We start from the raw sequence: 15,248 nt of genomic DNA on the forward strand, positions 1-15,248 counted from the left end.
GAGAATACGACCATTCGCAGACCGTTCAAAGCCGATGCCCCCGTCAAGGAAGGGCCGCGCTCAAACCGGGAAATCCGGATCCCAAGGGTTCAGCTTATCGATGCCGATGGAAACAATCTCGGGGTCGGCGCGACGGACGAAGCGCTGAGGATGGCGGAGGACGCCGGCCTGGACCTCGTCGAAATCTCCCCGAACAACGACCCGCCGGTGTGCAAGATTCTCGATCTGGGCAAGCTGAAATATGCCAACCAGAAAAAGGCTGCCGAGGCGCGCAAGAAGCAGAAGATCGTCGAGATCAAGGAAATCAAGATGCGCCCCAACATCGACACCCATGACTATGAGGTGAAGATGAAGGCGATCAACCGGTTCTTCGAGGACGGCGACAAGGTGCGCGTCACGCTGCGCTTTCGCGGTCGCGAAATGGCCCACCAGGAACTCGGCCTGAAGCTCCTGCAGCAGGTCAAGGAAGATACGGCGGAGATCGCCAAGGTGGAGGCCGAGCCGAAGCTCGAAGGCCGCCAGATGATGATGGTGCTGGCGCCGCGTTAAGCGTCGGAAGCAGCGCCGACCGGTGGCCGGAAAGACCGGCCCCGGCCGGGGGACAAAACCTTCACGCATCCCGTTGCGCTTTTTTCCGACTGCGGTTATAAGCGCGCGTCCGAACGGTCCGGCAGGGCATGCCGAGGCCGTTCTTAATATGCTTGAAGCAGGCCTCGTCAGCCGGTTTCTGAAAGAAGAATGGAGTAGCAAAATGCCCAAGATGAAGACGAAGTCGTCCGCCAAGAAGCGGTTCAAGATCACGGCGACCGGCAAGGTCGTCGCAGCTGCCGCCGGCAAGCGCCACGGCATGATCAAGCGGTCCAACAAGTTCATCCGCGATGCACGCGGCACGATGATCCTTGCCGAAGCTGACGGCAAGAAGGTCGTGAAGAACTACCTGCCGAACGGTCTCTGAGACCTTTTCGCCGATTTGGATCATTAAGGAGATCATGACATGGCACGCGTAAAACGTGGCGTAACGTCCCGCGCAAAGCACACCAAGACCCTCAAGGCAGCCAAGGGCTTCTACGGCCGCCGCAAGAACACCATCCGCGCCGCCAAGGCCGCCGTCGATCGTTCGCGCCAGTATGCGACGCGCGACCGCAAGGTGAAGAAGCGGAACTTCCGCGCCCTGTGGATCCAGCGCATCAATGCTGCCGTCCGCGAATCCGGCCTGACCTACGGCCGCTTCATCGACGGCCTGAACAAGGCTGGCATCGAAGTCGACCGCAAGGTCCTGTCCGACATGGCCATCCATGAGCCGGCTGCCTTCGGTGCCCTCGTCGACGCTTCCAAGAAGGCGCTCGAGTACCTCAAGGAAAACGGCACGGCCAACGAGTTTGAAAGCGCGGTTCGGTAACCAGCGCTTCCCAGGCTTCAAAGCTTCATAGTTTTTGGGAAACCCGCGCTGGTGCAGGCTGGCGCGGGTTTTTCTTTTGCGGCCGGTATGTCTGCTTTGACGACCGACGGTGGTCGACACTAAGACACGTTCCAAACACTCTCTCCGACCATTAACGGAAGAAACCATGTCCGATCTGGAAAACCTGAAAACATCGATCCTGGCGGAGATTTCCGCGGCCGGCGACGAGGCAGCCATCGAGGCGGTCCGCGTCAATGCGCTCGGCAAGAAGGGCTCGGTCTCGGAACTCCTCAAGACGCTCGGCTCCATGACAGCCGAGGAGCGCCAGACCCGGGGTGCTGCGATCAATGCGCTGAAGAACGAGATCACCGACGCGATCGCGACCCGCAGGACCGTGTTGAAGGATGCGGCGATCGAGGCGCGGCTGAAGGCCGAGACGGTGGACGTGTCGCTGCCTGTGCGTTCCTCTCCTGCCGAGCGCGGCCGCATCCACCCGATCAGCCAGATCGTCGACGAGATCACCGCAGTCTTTGCCGACATGGGCTTCTCGATCGCCGAAGGTCCGGATATCGAGACCGACTACTACAACTTCACGGCGCTGAACTTCCCGGAAGGCCACCCGGCCCGCGAAATGCACGACACCTTCTTCTTCCAGGCTGACGAGAAGGGGGAACGCAAGGTTCTGCGCACGCACACCTCGCCGGTGCAGGTGCGGACCATGGAAGCGCAGAAGCCGCCGATCCGCATCGTCATCCCCGGCAAGACCTACCGGCAGGACTCAGACGCGACGCATTCGCCGATGTTCCACCAGGTCGAGGGACTGGTCGTCGACAAGAAGAGCCATGTCGGCCACATGCGCTGGATTCTGGAAGAATTCTGCAAGGCCTTCTTCGAAGTCGACAGCGTGACGATGCGCTTCCGCCCGTCCTTCTTCCCCTTCACCGAGCCGAGCTTTGAGGTGGACATCCAGTGCGACCGTTCCGGCCCGATCGTCAAGTTCGGGGAGGGCTCCGACTGGATGGAGATTTTGGGCTGCGGCATGGTTCATCCGAACGTGCTGCGCGCCGGCGGGCTCGATCCCGACGAGTATCAGGGCTTTGCCTGGGGCATGGGGCTGGACCGTATCGCCATGCTGAAATACGGCATGCCCGATCTGCGCGACTTCTTCAACGCCGATGTCCGCTGGATGAACCACTACGGCTTCCGCCCGCTCGACATGCCGACTTTGTTCGGCGGGTTGAGCCAGTAGGTATGCCGACGCTGCTGATTTGGCACGGATACAAGTTCCGCTTCTATGCGCTGGATGTGGGCGAGCCGCCGCATGTCCATATCGTCAAGGACGGCAGGTCCCTCAAGATCTGGTTGAAGAGTTTGGAAGTCGCCCATAACCGGGGCTATACTGATCAGGAGATCGGCAGGTTGCTTGAGGTAGCTTCCGATCATCGGGATGAATGGATAGGCGTCTGGAATGACTTCTTTGGTGTTTGAAACCGATGACATGCGGCCGGTCCGGGCTTGGTGCGCCGATGGCGAAGTCCATGTCGCACTGGCTGATGGCCGCGTTATATCGACGCCGTTGTGGTGGTACCCCTTTGTGTCGGGACTGGACGACAAGCAGCTCAACGACATCGAACTGATGTACGAGGGCATTTGGTGGACTGCCGTCGATGAAGGCATCTCGGTCAAGAGCATGTTTCTGGGCATAAAGGCGCCTGGAGCCAAGGCTCCCGATCGGGCCGCTTGACTGGCATCTTGATGAATTATCAGACGAGAACAGACATATGAAATTCACGCTCTCCTGGCTCAAGGACCACCTGGAAACCGATGCCACCCTTGAACAGATCTGCGAGCGCCTGACGGCGATCGGGCTTGAGGTCGAGGACGTTGACGACAAGGCCGCCTACAAGTCCTTCGTCATCGCCAAGGTCGTTTCGGCGGAGCAGCATCCCCAGGCGGATCGGTTGAAGGTGCTGATGGTCGATGCCGGTGACGGCAAGCCGGTGCAGGTGGTGTGCGGCGCGCCCAATGCCCGCGCCGGTCTCGTCGGTGCGCTGGCGCGGCCTGGCACCTATGTCCCGGGCATCGACGTGACGCTGTCCGTGGGCAACATCCGCGGCGTCGAGAGCCACGGCATGATGTGCTCGGAGAAGGAACTGGATATTTCCGAGAACCATGACGGCATCATCGACCTGCCCGCCGATGCGCCGATCGGGACCGCTTTCGCGAGCTATGCCGGGCTCGATGACCCGGTCATCGAGATCAACCTGACGCCGAACCGCCCGGATTGCACCTCGATCTATGGCATTGCTCGCGATCTTGCGGCCTCCGGACTCGGCACCCTGAAGCAACATGCCAAGCGGGACTTCAGGACGGAAGGTGAGACCGCGGTTGACCTGAAGATCGTGCTCGACGACGAGCGGCTGTGCCCCGGTTTCGGCCTGCGCCTGGTGCGCGGCGTCAGGAACGGGCCTAGCCCCGCCTGGATGCAGCGGAGGCTGAAGGCGATCGGCCTGCGTCCGATCAACGCGCTCGTTGACATCACCAATTACATGACGTTCGATCAGGGCCGGCCGATGCACGTCTTCGATGCCGCCAAGGTCAAGGGCGATCTGACGGTGCGGCGCGCCTTGCAAGGCGAGACTGTGCTGGCGCTCGATCAGCGTGAATACAAGCTGACACCGAACAATGTGGTGATCGCCGACGACAACGGCGTCGAATCCATTGGCGGCGTGATGGGCGGCGAGCATTCCGGCTGTGACGAGAACACCACCGACGTGCTGATCGAATCGGCGCTGTGGGACCCGATCAATATCGCCAAGACCGGCCGCTCGCTCGGCATCATCACCGATGCGCGCTACCGTTTCGAACGCGGCGTCGATCCGGAATACATGGTTCCGGGGCTTGAGCGAACGACGGAGCTGGTGCTGGAGCTGTGCGGCGGTACGGCGGCAGAAGCGAAGGTGGTCGGCTACAAGGGCTATCAGCCGAAGGTGATCGACTTCCCGACGTCGGAGGTCAAGCGCCTGACGGGCCTTGACGTCTCGCCGGAGGAAAGCCGGGAGATCCTCGTACGCCTCGGCTTCGGCGTGAAGGGCGAAGGCAGCCGCTTCTCGGTGACCGTCCCCTCCTGGCGTCCCGACATCGACGGCAAGGCCGACCTTGTGGAAGAAGTCATGCGCATCCACGGCGTCGACCAGATCATGCCGGAACCGATCGACAACCTCGGCTCGGTCAACGGCCGCATCCTGACGACGCTGCAGGTTCGCAGCCGCACCGCCCGCCGTGCACTGGCCGCCCGCGGCATGCTGGAAGCTGTCACCTGGTCCTTCATCTCCGAGGAACAGGCCAAGCTCTTCGGCGGCGGGGCGCCGAGCCTGAAGCTTGCCAATCCGATCGCCTCCGACATGTCCGACATGCGGCCCTCGCTGCTGCCGGGCCTGCTGACCGCGGCCCAGCGCAACGCCGACAAGGGCTATGGCGACGTGGCGATCTTCGAGGTTTCCGGCACCTATGAAAGCGATACGCCGGACGGCCAGCGCCGCGTGGCGGGCGGCGTGCGCCGCGGCACCGCCTCCATCAACGGCGCCGGCCGGCTCTGGTCGAACACGGCCAAGGGCGGCGGAAAACCGGTCGATGTCTTCGACGCGAAGGCGGACGCTCTGGCGGTGCTGGAAGCCTGCGGCCTGCCGATGGGCAACGTCCAGATCGAGAAGGGTGGGCCGTCCTGGTATCATCCCGGCCGCTCCGGCACCATCAAGATGGGGCCCAAGGTCGTGCTCGGATATTTCGGCGAATTCCATCCGAAGATGCTCGGCGCACTCGACGTTTCCGGCGCGCTGTGCGGCTTCGAGGTCTACCTCGATGCCATGCCGGAGCCGAAGAAGAAGGCAACCCGCACGAAGCCACCGCTCGAGCTTTCACCCTTCCAGGTGGTCAAGCGCGATTTCGCCTTCGTGGTCGGGAGCAATGTAGAAGCGGGTGCGATCATCAAGGCTGCATCGGGTGCCGACCGCAAGCTGATCACCGGCGTCAACGTCTTCGACGTCTTCGAAGGTGCCTCGCTTGGCGAGGGCCGCAAGTCCGTCGCCATCGAAGTGCTGATCCAGCCGGTCGACCGGACGCTGACCGACGAGGATTTCGAGGCGCTGACGGCCAAGATCGTCGGCAATGTCGAGAAGTCGACGGGCGGTACGTTGCGCGCCTGAAACGGGTGGTGCAACGGTTGACGGCGAGATAGCCTGTCCCTGCTTCGGGACAGGCTTTTTTCGTGGGGCGGAGATGCGCAAGCCGAATTCGATGAAGGGGCTGGAGGATCTCGGCCGCGTCAGGCTGTCGAGGAATTTCTTCTTTCGCGACTTCCTGTTCTCCGAGATCGCCGCCACCTACGATATTCCCAACCTGCCGGATGATCCCGATCTGGCGATCGAGGCAGGGCGGCGGCTTTGCGAGGAACTGCTGGAGCCGCTGCAGGCGACGTTCGGCAGACTTCACCTGCGCTCCGGCTACCGCGCGGCGGCGGTCAACGCTTTTGGCAACAGGAACAAGCTGAACTGCTCGACCAATGCCGCCTCGGCCGCGGATCATATATGGGACATGCGCGACGCCGACGGTTGCATGGGCGCAACCGCCTGCATCGTCGTGCCGTGGCTGATCGACAACTACCGGGACGAAGGCGATTGGCGAAAGATGGCATGGTGGATCCACGACCATCTTCCTTATGCATCGCTCTGCTTCTTCCCGAAGCTATGGGCCTTCAACATCCAGTGGCATGAGCGGCCTGTTCGCCGGATCATGAGCTATGCCGAGCCGCGGGGCGTGCTGACGAAGCCGGGCATGGCGAACCACTGCGGCGACCATTCCGCCTTCTACGAAGGTTTTCCCGTGCCGGCGGTCCGGGCCTGATCCTTGCCCACTCAGGCCGATCCCCGTTGCGGCTTGTCGATCTGTTCCTCCACCTCGCGCTTCAGGTCCGCGCGCGCATCGCCGGCAAGGCGGGTGCGGGCCCGCTCCACCGCAGCTTCGTCGACGTCGACCGGTTGGCCGCCGTCGTCGGGGATGCCGGGCCCGCTCTGGGCAATGGTGTCATTGCGGGAACGGTCGTTTGCGCCCTGCGTGGTCTTCTGGTCCTGGATCATGCTGCACCTCCTGATGAAGGTACAACAAGCGTGAGGACCTTTTGTGCCAGCATCGAGAGCTCTATCGCGGTGGCGTCCAGGCGGCGGCCTGCTGCCCGTAGCGGGCGCCGGCGAATTTTTCCGGTGTCAGCAGGTCGCCCAGTTCCTGGACCTCCTGCAGCGTCAGCGTGATCCCGGCGGCAGCGACGTTCTGTTCCAGGTGCGGGATCTTGCGGGCGCCCGGGATCGGCACGATGTCGTCGCCCCGATGCAGCACCCAGGCGAGTGCCAGCTGAGCGGCGGTGATGCCCTTGTCCGCCGCCATTTCTCCGAGGAGCTGGATGAGCGCGGCGTTGGCCGCCATGTTTTCCTCGCTGAAGCGCGGGATGGTTCGGCGGAAATCGTCGGCGGCAAGCTCGTCGGGGTTCTGGATCGTGCCGGTGAGGAAGCCGCGGCCGAGCGGGCTGAACGGCACGAAACCGATGCCGAGCTCCCGGCAGGTGTCGAGGATTTCGCCTTCCGGATCACGAGTCCAGAGAGAATATTCGCTCTGCAGCGCGGAGATCGGGTGGACGGCGTGGGCACGGCGGATGATGTCGGCTCCGGCTTCCGAAAGGCCGAGCGCCCGCACCTTGCCCTCCTTCACCAGATCCGCCATCGCGCCGACGGTGTCCTCGATCGGCACGGCCGGATCGACCCGGTGCTGGTAGAGGAGGTCGATCACGTCCACGCCGAGCCGTTTCAGCGAAGCTTCGGCGACCGCGCGCACATGTTCCGGCCGGCTGTCGACGCCGGACATGGCAGTGGCGCCCCTGGCGGAGGTGTCGATGCGGAAGCCGAACTTTGTGGCGATCACCACCTTGTCCCGGTAGGGTCTCAAGGCCTTGCCGACCAGGATCTCGTTCTCGAACGGACCGTAGACTTCCGCGGTGTCGAAGAAGGTGACGCCCAGTTCCACGGCACGATGAAGCGTGCGGATCGATGCCTGCTCGTCCTGGCCGCCATAGGCATGGCTCATGCCCATGCAGCCGAGGCCGATGGCGGAAACGGTGAGATGCGGTCCAAGCTGCCTGGCTTTCATGGTGACGATCCTGCGTTAGAACTCGATGCGATAGCGGATGTGGTTGTCGGTCTCGACATAGCTGTCATAGAGCCGGCGAGCCGCGGCGTTGTCTTCCGCCGTATGCCAGTAGAGGCGCGACCAGCCGTTCTGCCTGCAGAGTGTGACAAGGTCATCGAGGAGCGCCCGTCCGACGCCCCGGCCGCGGGCCGTCTCGTCGACGAACAGGTCCTCCAGATAGCAGTCGAGGCTCGTGATCCAGGTGCCTTCGTGCGTCAGCGACATGGTGAAGCCGACCACCTCGCCGTCCAGTTCCGCAACCCGCATGAAGATTGCCGAGCCGTCGCTCATCGCCTTGGCCCAGGTGGCATCGGTGATGGCAGGGTCGAGCGTCAATTCGTAGAAGGTGAGGTAGTCCGCCCATAGCCGGCGCCAGGCGGCTTCGTCCTTCGGCCCGGCGGCACGTACTGTCACGGTTGCTTTGTTCGCCATGGCTTACGCTCCGGCTTCGTCGAGGAGCTTCATCTGGTCCGCCGACAGGGAGAGATCCGCCGCGGCCATGATCGTTTCCAACTGTGCCAGACTGGTTGCGCTTGCGATCGGCGCCGCGAGGCCCTTCTTTTGGATCAGCCATGCAAGCGCGATCGTAGCCGGTTCCGCGTCCGTCTCCACGGCAAGCTCGTCGAGCGCAGCGAGTATCCGGAAGCCCTTGTCGTTCAGGTAGTCGCCGACGCGATAGCCGCGGGAAGAGCCTTCGGTGTCTTCCCTGCTCCTGTATTTTCCGGTGAGGAAGCCGGCTGCCAGCGCGTAATAGCTGATGACGCCGATGTTCTCGCGAACGCATAGTTCGGCAAGCGGCCCCTCGAACTTGTCGCGCGTGTAGAGATTGTACTCCGGCTGGATGACGTCGTAGCGCGGCAGGCCATGTTGCGCAGCGGCATCAAGCGAGGCCTGCAACCGGTGGACGTCGAAGTTCGAGCACCCGATGGCCCGCACCTTGCCCTCCTGCCTCAGGCGGTCCAGTGCGGCGAGTGTTTCCTCATGCGGCACCTCGTCATCCGGCTGGTGCGCGAGGTAGAGGTCGATGTAGTCGGTGCCGAGGCGTTTGAGGGACGCCTCCGCGGCTTCTGCGATCCACCCCGCAGACAGGCCGGTCTTGCGGTCCCGGTTGTCGAAGCCCACCTTGGTGACGATGACCGCCTGGTCGCGCGCGACGTAGCCGCGTTTCAGCCATTTGCCGATGACCGTTTCGCTTTCCCCGCCGGCATGGCCGTCGACCCAGGCGGAATAGACATCGGCCGTGTCGATGGCGTTGAAGCCGGCGTCGAAGAACCGGTCGAGCAGGTCGAAGGAAGTCTTCTCGTCTGCGGTCCATCCGAAGACATTGCCGCCGAAAACGATCGGCGCGATGGAAAGACCGGTTCGGCCGAGGGCGCGTTGTTCCATGGGGACTCCGTGGGCTTAGGGAGGAAGATCGTGCCCCGAATGTACGGTGCAGGCCGCGGCTGTCAAAGCGAGAATTTCTGATCCTCCGGCCGCGCATGTTCCCGCGTTGCATCGGGCCGCAAGCGCACCTATGGTGCCGCCCGAACTGCTGCAAGGAGGAAAACAGATGCTGCGTTTCGGGGTGTTGTCGACGGCGAAGATCGGCCGGGAGCTTGTGGTCCCGGCGATCCAGGATGCGGAGAACTGCGTGGTGAGCGCCATCGCCAGCCGCGACCTCGCCAAGGCACGCGCCATGGCGGATCGGTTCTCCGCACCGCACGCCTTCGGCTCTTACGAGGAGATGCTCGCTTCCGACGTAATCGACGCGGTCTATATCCCGCTGCCGACCAGCCAGCATGTCGAATGGTCGGTCAAGGCAGCCGACGCCGGCAAGCACGTGCTTTCGGAAAAGCCGATCGCGCTCAAGGCGGAGCAGATCGAGACGCTGATTGCCGCGCGCGACCGCAACAAGGTGCTGATCTCGGAAGCCTTCATGGTGACCTATGCACCGGTCTGGCAGAAGGTACGGGAACTCGTCGCCGAGGGGGCGATCGGCCGGCTGCGGCAGGTGCAGGGCGCTTTTACCTACTTCAACCGCGACCCCTCCAACATGCGCAACATTCCTGAGCTGGGCGGCGGCGCGCTGCCGGATATCGGCGTCTACCCGACCATCACCACCCGCTTCGTCACAGGCCGGGAACCGTTACGCGTCCAGGCGGTGACGGAGCGGGATCCGGAATTCGGAACCGACATCTATTCGAGCGTCCGGGCCGACTTCGGGGACTTCGAGATGAGCTTCTACGTGGCAACCCAGATGGCAAACCGCCAGGTGATGGTCTTCCACGGGACGGAGGGCTACATCGAGGTGAAGTCCCCCTTCAATGCGGAGCGCTGGGGTGCGGAAGAGATCGAGCTCACCAACCAGAAGCATACGGAATCGCAGATCTTCCGCTTCCAGGACAGCCGTCAGTACCGCCGCCAGGCGGAGGCTTTCGCGCGGGCCGCGGCCGGCGAGACTGCCGAGGTTGTGACGCTGGAGAATTCGCTGAAAAACCAGAAGTTCATCGACGCCATCTACCGTGCCAGCGGCCGTGACGGCTGGGAAGCGGTGTGACCCTTCAGCGCCGGAAGACGAAGCGCGAATAGCCAAAGAAGCTGTAGGCCATGGCGGCGAGCGAGGCGAACACGATCGCCGCGATGGGCTGCACCGGCAGCCGGGCGATGAGCGTGGAATAGACCGCATAGTTGAGGAGGGCTGCGGTGATGCCGACGGCCCAGTAGCGGAAGCCCTCGGCAGCGAGTGAGGATGACGAACGGCCGAAGGTGAAGCTGCGGTTGAGGAACCATGTCACGGCCATGGCAGTCATGATGGCGGGCACGCGGGCCGCGAACGGACCTATGGACGTGAACCAGAGCAGAAGCTGTGTCACGCCGGCATCGACTGCAAAGCCGGTGCCGCCGGAGACGATGAACCAGGCAAGTTTTTTCATGCCGCGTCGGCAGGACGTGCTTGATCGGCCGTCGTGGAGGAGTGTGCCGGCCTCGGCGCCGCGCCGAGCGTCTTCGGCAGGCTGATGTAGTGAAGGCGCAGTTGCTCGTTGCGGGCGCGTGAGAGCGAGTCGAGCACAAGGCCGGCCGTGAGGATCAGTAGCGACATCATCATCAATGCCATGGACAGGATCCAGGTCGGGATCCGGCTCACATAGCCGGTGGCGAAATATTCAGCGAGCACGGGCAGCATGAAGAGGATGCTCGCCGCCATCGCCACGGCGCTGATCGCACTGAAGAAGACGAAGGGACGGGTTTCCTTCATCAGCATGGCGAACATCCAGAGGATCCTGCCGCCGTCCCGGAAGGTCGAGAGCTTGGAATGCGAGCCCTCCGGCCGGCGGCCGTAACCGAGCTCGATCTCGCTGACCGGCAGCCTCAGCCGCGACGCGTGCACGGACATCTCGGTCTCGATCTCGAAGCCGTGGGAGACAGCCGGGAAGCTCTTCACGAAGCGGCGCGAGAAGGCACGGTAGCCGGAAAATATATCGGTGAAATCGCGGCCGAAGATCGTGCGGTAGAGGAGGTTGAAGATACGGTTGCCGAAGGCGTGACCCTGCCGGCCGGCATCCGCCCGCACGCCGCGGCGGGTGCCGACGACCATGTCGGCCTGTTCCGTCAGCAGCGTGCGGACGAGTTCCTCGGCATCTCCCGGTGAATAGGTGCCGTCGCCGTCGGCCATCACATAGATGTCGGCATCGATATCGGCGAACATCCGGCGCACGACATGGCCCTTGCCCTGCCGTCTCTCCCGCACAACCGTCGCGCCGGCAAGCATTGCCTTCAGCGCCGTACCATCGGTGGAATTGTTGTCGTAGACGTAGATGCGTGCTCCGGGCAGCGCCTCCCGAAAACCCCGCACGACGTCGGCGATGGTTGCCGCCTCATTGTAGCAAGGCAGGAGAATGGCGATGTCGTGCTGTCCTGCAGTCATGATTTTCACTCGCAGTACGGAAAATCGGCGCAGGAACTACCGGCGCGACGGCTTTACTATTTCTTGGGAAGGTTAAGGCTAGGTTTCCGGCCATCGATAGGGAAAAACCAAGCCGCCAATGACAGACGCGATCGGTGCAGTTCATCGGGAAAGCGGCAACGTCGCGCCGACACACTCGGCACGTCCCGTGCTCGTGACAGCCCTCTACGCGCTGGTCACGATCGCCATGCTGCTGGCGATGTCCATTCCGTCGGCCACGGATTATGTCGGCGACGACAACGACGACATCATGCGCCTCGTCCAGGTGAGGGATCTTCTTGTCGGGCAGGGCTGGTTCGACCTGATGCAGTACCGGCTGGGGCTGGAAGGCGGAACGCCGATGCACTGGTCGCGGCTCGTTGACCTGCCGATCGCCGCCCTGATCCGGGCGGGTTCTCTGTTCCTGACACAGAGCGGGGCAGAGGCCGTCGCATTGACCGTCTGGCCCCTGCTCCTCATTCCCTTCCTTCTCTATCCGCTCGGCCTTGCGGCGCATCGGCTGGCGGGACCGGTGGCGATGCATGTCGCGCTGGGTCTGGGCTGCCTCTTCGCCTTCACCTGCATACGCTTCCACCCCGGCGCCATCGATCACCACAACCTTCAGCTTGTGCTGGCGGCGTGGGTCGCGGCCATGCTCGCCGATCCCGACCGTCGCCCATCGAGCTACGCGGCGGCAGGGAGCGCCTGCGCGTTCTCCATCGCGATCGGAGCGGAAATGGTGCCCTTCGTTGCCGCGGCCTGTCTCTGCGTCGCGCTGCAATGGATATGGAACGGGGATGCGGCAGGCCGTGCGGCGCGGTCTTTCGGTATTGCCCTTGCCGTCGCCATCTCCATCGCCTTCTTCCTGACCGTCCCACCCAACGCCTACGGGGCGGTGACCTGCGACAGCCTGTCCCTCGGCTTCTATGCCCTGTCGGCCATGGGAGGAGCCCTCCTGGCCTGCGTCACCGGTCTATGGGGCGGCGGAAATATGCGGGGAAGGCTCGGGCTCGCTGCCCTGATCGCGGCGACGCTGGCCGCTACGGTCCTGGTGATCGCGCCGCAATGCCTCGGCAGCCCGTTGAGCGGCCTCGACCCGATGCTGGTCACGCTGTGGCTCGACGCCGTGACCGAGGCGCAGTCGTTCCGTGCCATTCTCTCGAACGCGCCCTACAGCCTCGGCGGCTACTATGCCGTCGGCTTCCTGGCGATGGCCGTCTGCCTGTTCCGAGCACTCCGGGGCGAGGCGCGGGAGGTCCACTTGGTGCTGCTGCTGCTCATCGGCGCCACCTGGGCCGTGGCCCTGGTGCAGGTCAGGGGCTTCTTCTTCGCCAACATGCTGGCGATCCTGCCGCTTTCCCTGCTGATCGTCGATCTGCGGCTGGGCTCGCAGGCGGATCCGGAAAATCCGAATGCGGCCTTCGCCTATGTCATGGTCGTGCTTCTGTCCGTTCCGGCGGTTTGGGCCCTGGCAGGGGCGCTGCTCGATGAAGGGGCGGAGACACCGATCGGTATGGAGACGGTGGCGCAGGACAGCGGTTCACGTCCTCAAAGCGGTGAATGCTCTGCGGAGGGCGGGCTGCCTCTCCTGGCGGAACTGGACCCCGGGGTCGTCGCGGCGCCTTCCAACAGCGGCGCCGAAATCCTGCGCTTTACCGGGCATCGGGTGTTGGCCGCTCCCTATCATCGCAACCAGGCGGGCATGCTGACGGAACTGCATATCGGTCTGGCGCCGCCGGAAGAAGCCCGTGCGTTCCTGGATGGCGCCGGCGTCACGCTGCTTGCATTCTGCGGGTCCGATCCGCAGACCCGGTCGCTGATCCAAATGAAGCCCGACGGATTGTACGCGGTCCTCTCGCGCGGCAAAGTCCCGTCCTACCTGCATCCCGTCGGAACCTCGGAAGGCGGCTTTTCGATATTTCGCGTGGAAGCGAGCCGGTAAGGCTGCGGGCGGCCCTGCCGTCTCAGGTGTAGCGTCGCCGGGCACGACAACTATGCCCAATCATCCCCATGAACCGGCAGTCGGGGAGGTGAAATGGAACTCCCGTTCCTATAGAAGGATGGCATGAGCACGTTTGCCGCCAAGGATTCGCCGACCAATCTCGTCGAACTCTCCGTCTCCGAACTGTCCGGCTCGATCAAGAGGACGGTGGAGACGGCCTTCGACCATGTGCGCGTGCGCGGCGAGATCTCCGGCTATCGTGGCCAGCATTCCTCCGGCCATGCCTATTTCTGCCTGAAGGACGACAGGGCGCGCATCGACGCGGTGATCTGGAAGGGGACGTTTCCGCGCATCCGGTTCAGGCCGGAGGAGGGCATGGAGGTTATCGCTACCGGCAAGGTGACGACTTTCCCCGGCTCCTCGAAGTACCAGATCGTCATAGAAAGCCTGGAGCCGGCGGGCGCCGGCGCGCTGATGGCGCTTCTGGAGGAGCGGCGTCGGCGGCTCGCGGCGGAAGGGCTGTTCGACCAGGCGCGCAAGCGGCCCTTGCCGTTCATGCCGCATGTGATCGGCGTCGTTACCTCGCCCACCGGGGCGGTCATCCGCGACATCCTGCACCGTATCACCGATCGTTTCCCGGTCCACGTGATCGTCTGGCCCGTCAAGGTGCAGGGCGAGGGTTCCGGCGAGGAGGTTGCCGCGGCCATCCGCGGCTTCAACGATCTGCCGACGGACGGGCCGGTGAAGCGGCCGGACGTGCTGATCGTCGCCCGCGGCGGCGGCAGCGTGGAGGACCTCTGGAGCTTCAACGACGAGGCGGTGGTGCGCGCCGCGGCAGACAGCCGAATCCCCCTGATCTCCGCGGTCGGGCATGAGACCGACTGGACGCTGATCGACCATGCCGCAGATATTCGCGCGCCGACGCCGACGGGCGCTGCCGAGATGGCGGTGCCGGTGAAGGCGGAACTCGACGCGCAACTTGCGAGCCTTGCCGCGCGGCTGCGGGGCTGTGCGAGCCGCCATATGGAGCACCGGCGGCAGGCGGTGCGCGCGCTGGTGCGGGCGCTGCCGTCGCTCGACCAGTTGCTCGCCCTGCCGCGCCGCCGTTTCGACGAGGCGGCCGCAGGTCTCGGGCGCGGGCTGGAGCGTACGACGGTGGTCAAGCGGCGCAGCCTGGAGCAGGCGACAGGAGGTCTGCGGCTCGAGCTTCTGGCCAACCGCGTTGCCGAGCGGCGCCGGTTCATCGGCGAACAGATCCTGCGCAAGGAGCGCTGCCTGGAGCGACACATGCTGAAGGAGCACAGCCGCGTCTCCCGCGCCGCCACTGCACTTTCGGCGCTGCCTGCGCGATTGACCGGGCACCTGCAGCGCGAGCGTCAGCACCTGACCTCGCTGATGCGGCACGCGGATACGGCCGTTTCTCACGCGCTGACGAAGAACCGCAGCCTGATGGGGGCCCAGGACCGGATACTGCAGTCGCTGTCCTACAAGAACGTGCTGAAGCGCGGCTACGCCGTGGTGCGCGATGCCGAGGACCGACCTCTAACCCGTGCCGCGGCCATCGGTGCCGGACAAGCCCTGGCCATCGAATGGGCGGATGGACGCGTCTCCGCGGTGGCGGGTGCCGAGGCCGCGACGGTGCCGCCGCCGACACCGGCCACGGAGGTTCCCCGTAAGAAGCCGAAGCCGGCGGCGGTGTCCGAGCCGCCGAAGCAGGGCAGCTTGTTCTGACGACTTCCGTCTGTGCG

General features: G+C 64.1%; 17 protein-coding genes. 11 read left to right on the plus strand and 6 right to left on the minus strand.

The window, feature by feature from the left end; all coding sequences use genetic code 11:
* The first annotated feature begins 12 nt into the window (after positions 1 to 12).
* The 8 genes from infC to RTCK_RS17705 all read left to right on the plus strand — a co-directional run bounded on the left by infC (position 13) and on the right by RTCK_RS17705 (position 6,301).
* Entirely contained in the window at positions 13 to 549 is a 537-nt protein-coding gene (gene infC, locus RTCK_RS17670) for a translation initiation factor IF-3 (protein WP_142593878.1), read from the plus strand.
* A gap of 202 nt (positions 550 to 751) precedes the next feature.
* A complete protein-coding gene (rpmI, locus tag RTCK_RS17675) occupies positions 752 to 955 on the plus strand; it encodes a 50S ribosomal protein L35 (protein WP_142522074.1) in 204 nt (67 codons plus the stop codon).
* 39 nt (positions 956 to 994) lie between these two features.
* The gene (rplT, locus tag RTCK_RS17680; RefSeq protein ID WP_142522073.1) at positions 995 to 1,399 is read left to right on the plus strand and encodes a 50S ribosomal protein L20; all 405 of its coding nucleotides are present in this window, start codon (positions 995 to 997) and stop codon (positions 1,397 to 1,399) included.
* A 166-nt stretch (positions 1,400 to 1,565) separates the two neighbouring features.
* The gene (gene pheS, locus RTCK_RS17685) at positions 1,566 to 2,648 is read left to right on the plus strand and encodes a phenylalanine--tRNA ligase subunit alpha (RefSeq protein WP_142522072.1); all 1,083 of its coding nucleotides are present in this window, start codon (positions 1,566 to 1,568) and stop codon (positions 2,646 to 2,648) included.
* A 2-nt stretch (positions 2,649 to 2,650) separates the two neighbouring features.
* Positions 2,651 to 2,887: a DUF4160 domain-containing protein gene (locus RTCK_RS17690; protein WP_142522071.1), complete on the plus strand. Its 237-nt coding sequence runs from the start codon at positions 2,651 to 2,653 to the stop codon at positions 2,885 to 2,887.
* Positions 2,868 to 3,143 (plus strand): DUF2442 domain-containing protein, encoded by a 276-nt coding sequence (locus RTCK_RS17695; RefSeq protein WP_235988751.1) that lies wholly within the window; start codon positions 2,868 to 2,870, stop codon positions 3,141 to 3,143. Before RTCK_RS17690 ends, RTCK_RS17695 begins: the two co-directional genes overlap by 20 nt.
* Positions 3,144 to 3,180: 37 nt before the next feature.
* Positions 3,181 to 5,604, plus strand: coding sequence for a phenylalanine--tRNA ligase subunit beta (gene pheT, locus RTCK_RS17700; RefSeq protein WP_142522070.1), 2,424 nt, complete (start codon positions 3,181 to 3,183; stop codon positions 5,602 to 5,604).
* A gap of 73 nt (positions 5,605 to 5,677) precedes the next feature.
* Complete coding sequence (locus RTCK_RS17705; protein WP_142522069.1) at positions 5,678 to 6,301, plus strand: hypothetical protein; 624 nt, start codon at positions 5,678 to 5,680, stop codon at positions 6,299 to 6,301.
* An 11-nt stretch (positions 6,302 to 6,312) separates the two neighbouring features.
* On the opposite strand, the gene RTCK_RS17710 is transcribed toward RTCK_RS17705, so the two are convergent.
* The 4 genes from RTCK_RS17710 to RTCK_RS17725 all read right to left on the minus strand — a co-directional run bounded on the left by RTCK_RS17710 (position 6,313) and on the right by RTCK_RS17725 (position 9,019).
* Positions 6,313 to 6,534: a hypothetical protein gene (locus tag RTCK_RS17710; protein WP_142522068.1), complete on the minus strand. Its 222-nt coding sequence runs from the start codon at positions 6,532 to 6,534 to the stop codon at positions 6,313 to 6,315.
* Between the two features lie 61 nt (positions 6,535 to 6,595).
* The gene (locus RTCK_RS17715) at positions 6,596 to 7,594 is read right to left on the minus strand and encodes an aldo/keto reductase (protein ID WP_142522067.1); all 999 of its coding nucleotides are present in this window, start codon (positions 7,592 to 7,594) and stop codon (positions 6,596 to 6,598) included.
* Positions 7,595 to 7,609: 15 nt separating this feature from the next.
* Positions 7,610 to 8,065, minus strand: a complete 456-nt coding sequence (locus tag RTCK_RS17720) for a GNAT family N-acetyltransferase (protein ID WP_142522066.1) — start codon at positions 8,063 to 8,065, stop codon at positions 7,610 to 7,612.
* A gap of 3 nt (positions 8,066 to 8,068) precedes the next feature.
* Entirely contained in the window at positions 8,069 to 9,019 is a 951-nt protein-coding gene (locus tag RTCK_RS17725; protein WP_142522065.1) for an aldo/keto reductase, read from the minus strand.
* 166 nt (positions 9,020 to 9,185) lie between these two features.
* Here RTCK_RS17725 and RTCK_RS17730 point away from each other — a divergent pair, with 166 nt between their 5' ends.
* Positions 9,186 to 10,172 (plus strand): Gfo/Idh/MocA family protein, encoded by a 987-nt coding sequence (locus RTCK_RS17730; protein WP_142593783.1) that lies wholly within the window; start codon positions 9,186 to 9,188, stop codon positions 10,170 to 10,172.
* A 4-nt stretch (positions 10,173 to 10,176) separates the two neighbouring features.
* Here the strand turns inward: RTCK_RS17730 and RTCK_RS17735 are convergent, their stop codons facing one another.
* Positions 10,177 to 10,548 carry a GtrA family protein gene (locus RTCK_RS17735; protein WP_142593784.1) on the minus strand — a complete coding sequence of 124 codons (372 nt, stop codon included), beginning with the start codon at positions 10,546 to 10,548 and terminating at the stop codon, positions 10,177 to 10,179.
* Positions 10,545 to 11,540: a glycosyltransferase gene (locus RTCK_RS17740; RefSeq protein WP_142593785.1), complete on the minus strand. Its 996-nt coding sequence runs from the start codon at positions 11,538 to 11,540 to the stop codon at positions 10,545 to 10,547. Before RTCK_RS17740 ends, RTCK_RS17735 begins: the two co-directional genes overlap by 4 nt.
* Before the next feature lie 118 nt (positions 11,541 to 11,658).
* Between RTCK_RS17740 and RTCK_RS17745 the strand changes: the two genes are divergently transcribed.
* Positions 11,659 to 13,500: a hypothetical protein gene (locus RTCK_RS17745; protein WP_142593786.1), complete on the plus strand. Its 1,842-nt coding sequence runs from the start codon at positions 11,659 to 11,661 to the stop codon at positions 13,498 to 13,500.
* 123 nt (positions 13,501 to 13,623) lie between these two features.
* A complete protein-coding gene (gene xseA / locus RTCK_RS17750; protein ID WP_142593787.1) occupies positions 13,624 to 15,231 on the plus strand; it encodes an exodeoxyribonuclease VII large subunit in 1,608 nt (535 codons plus the stop codon).
* The last annotated feature ends 17 nt before the right edge of the window (positions 15,232 to 15,248 follow it).

It is taken from the genome of Pseudorhizobium endolithicum (assembly GCF_902153245.2).
GTDB classification, from domain to species: domain Bacteria; phylum Pseudomonadota; class Alphaproteobacteria; order Rhizobiales; family Rhizobiaceae; genus Neorhizobium; species Neorhizobium endolithicum.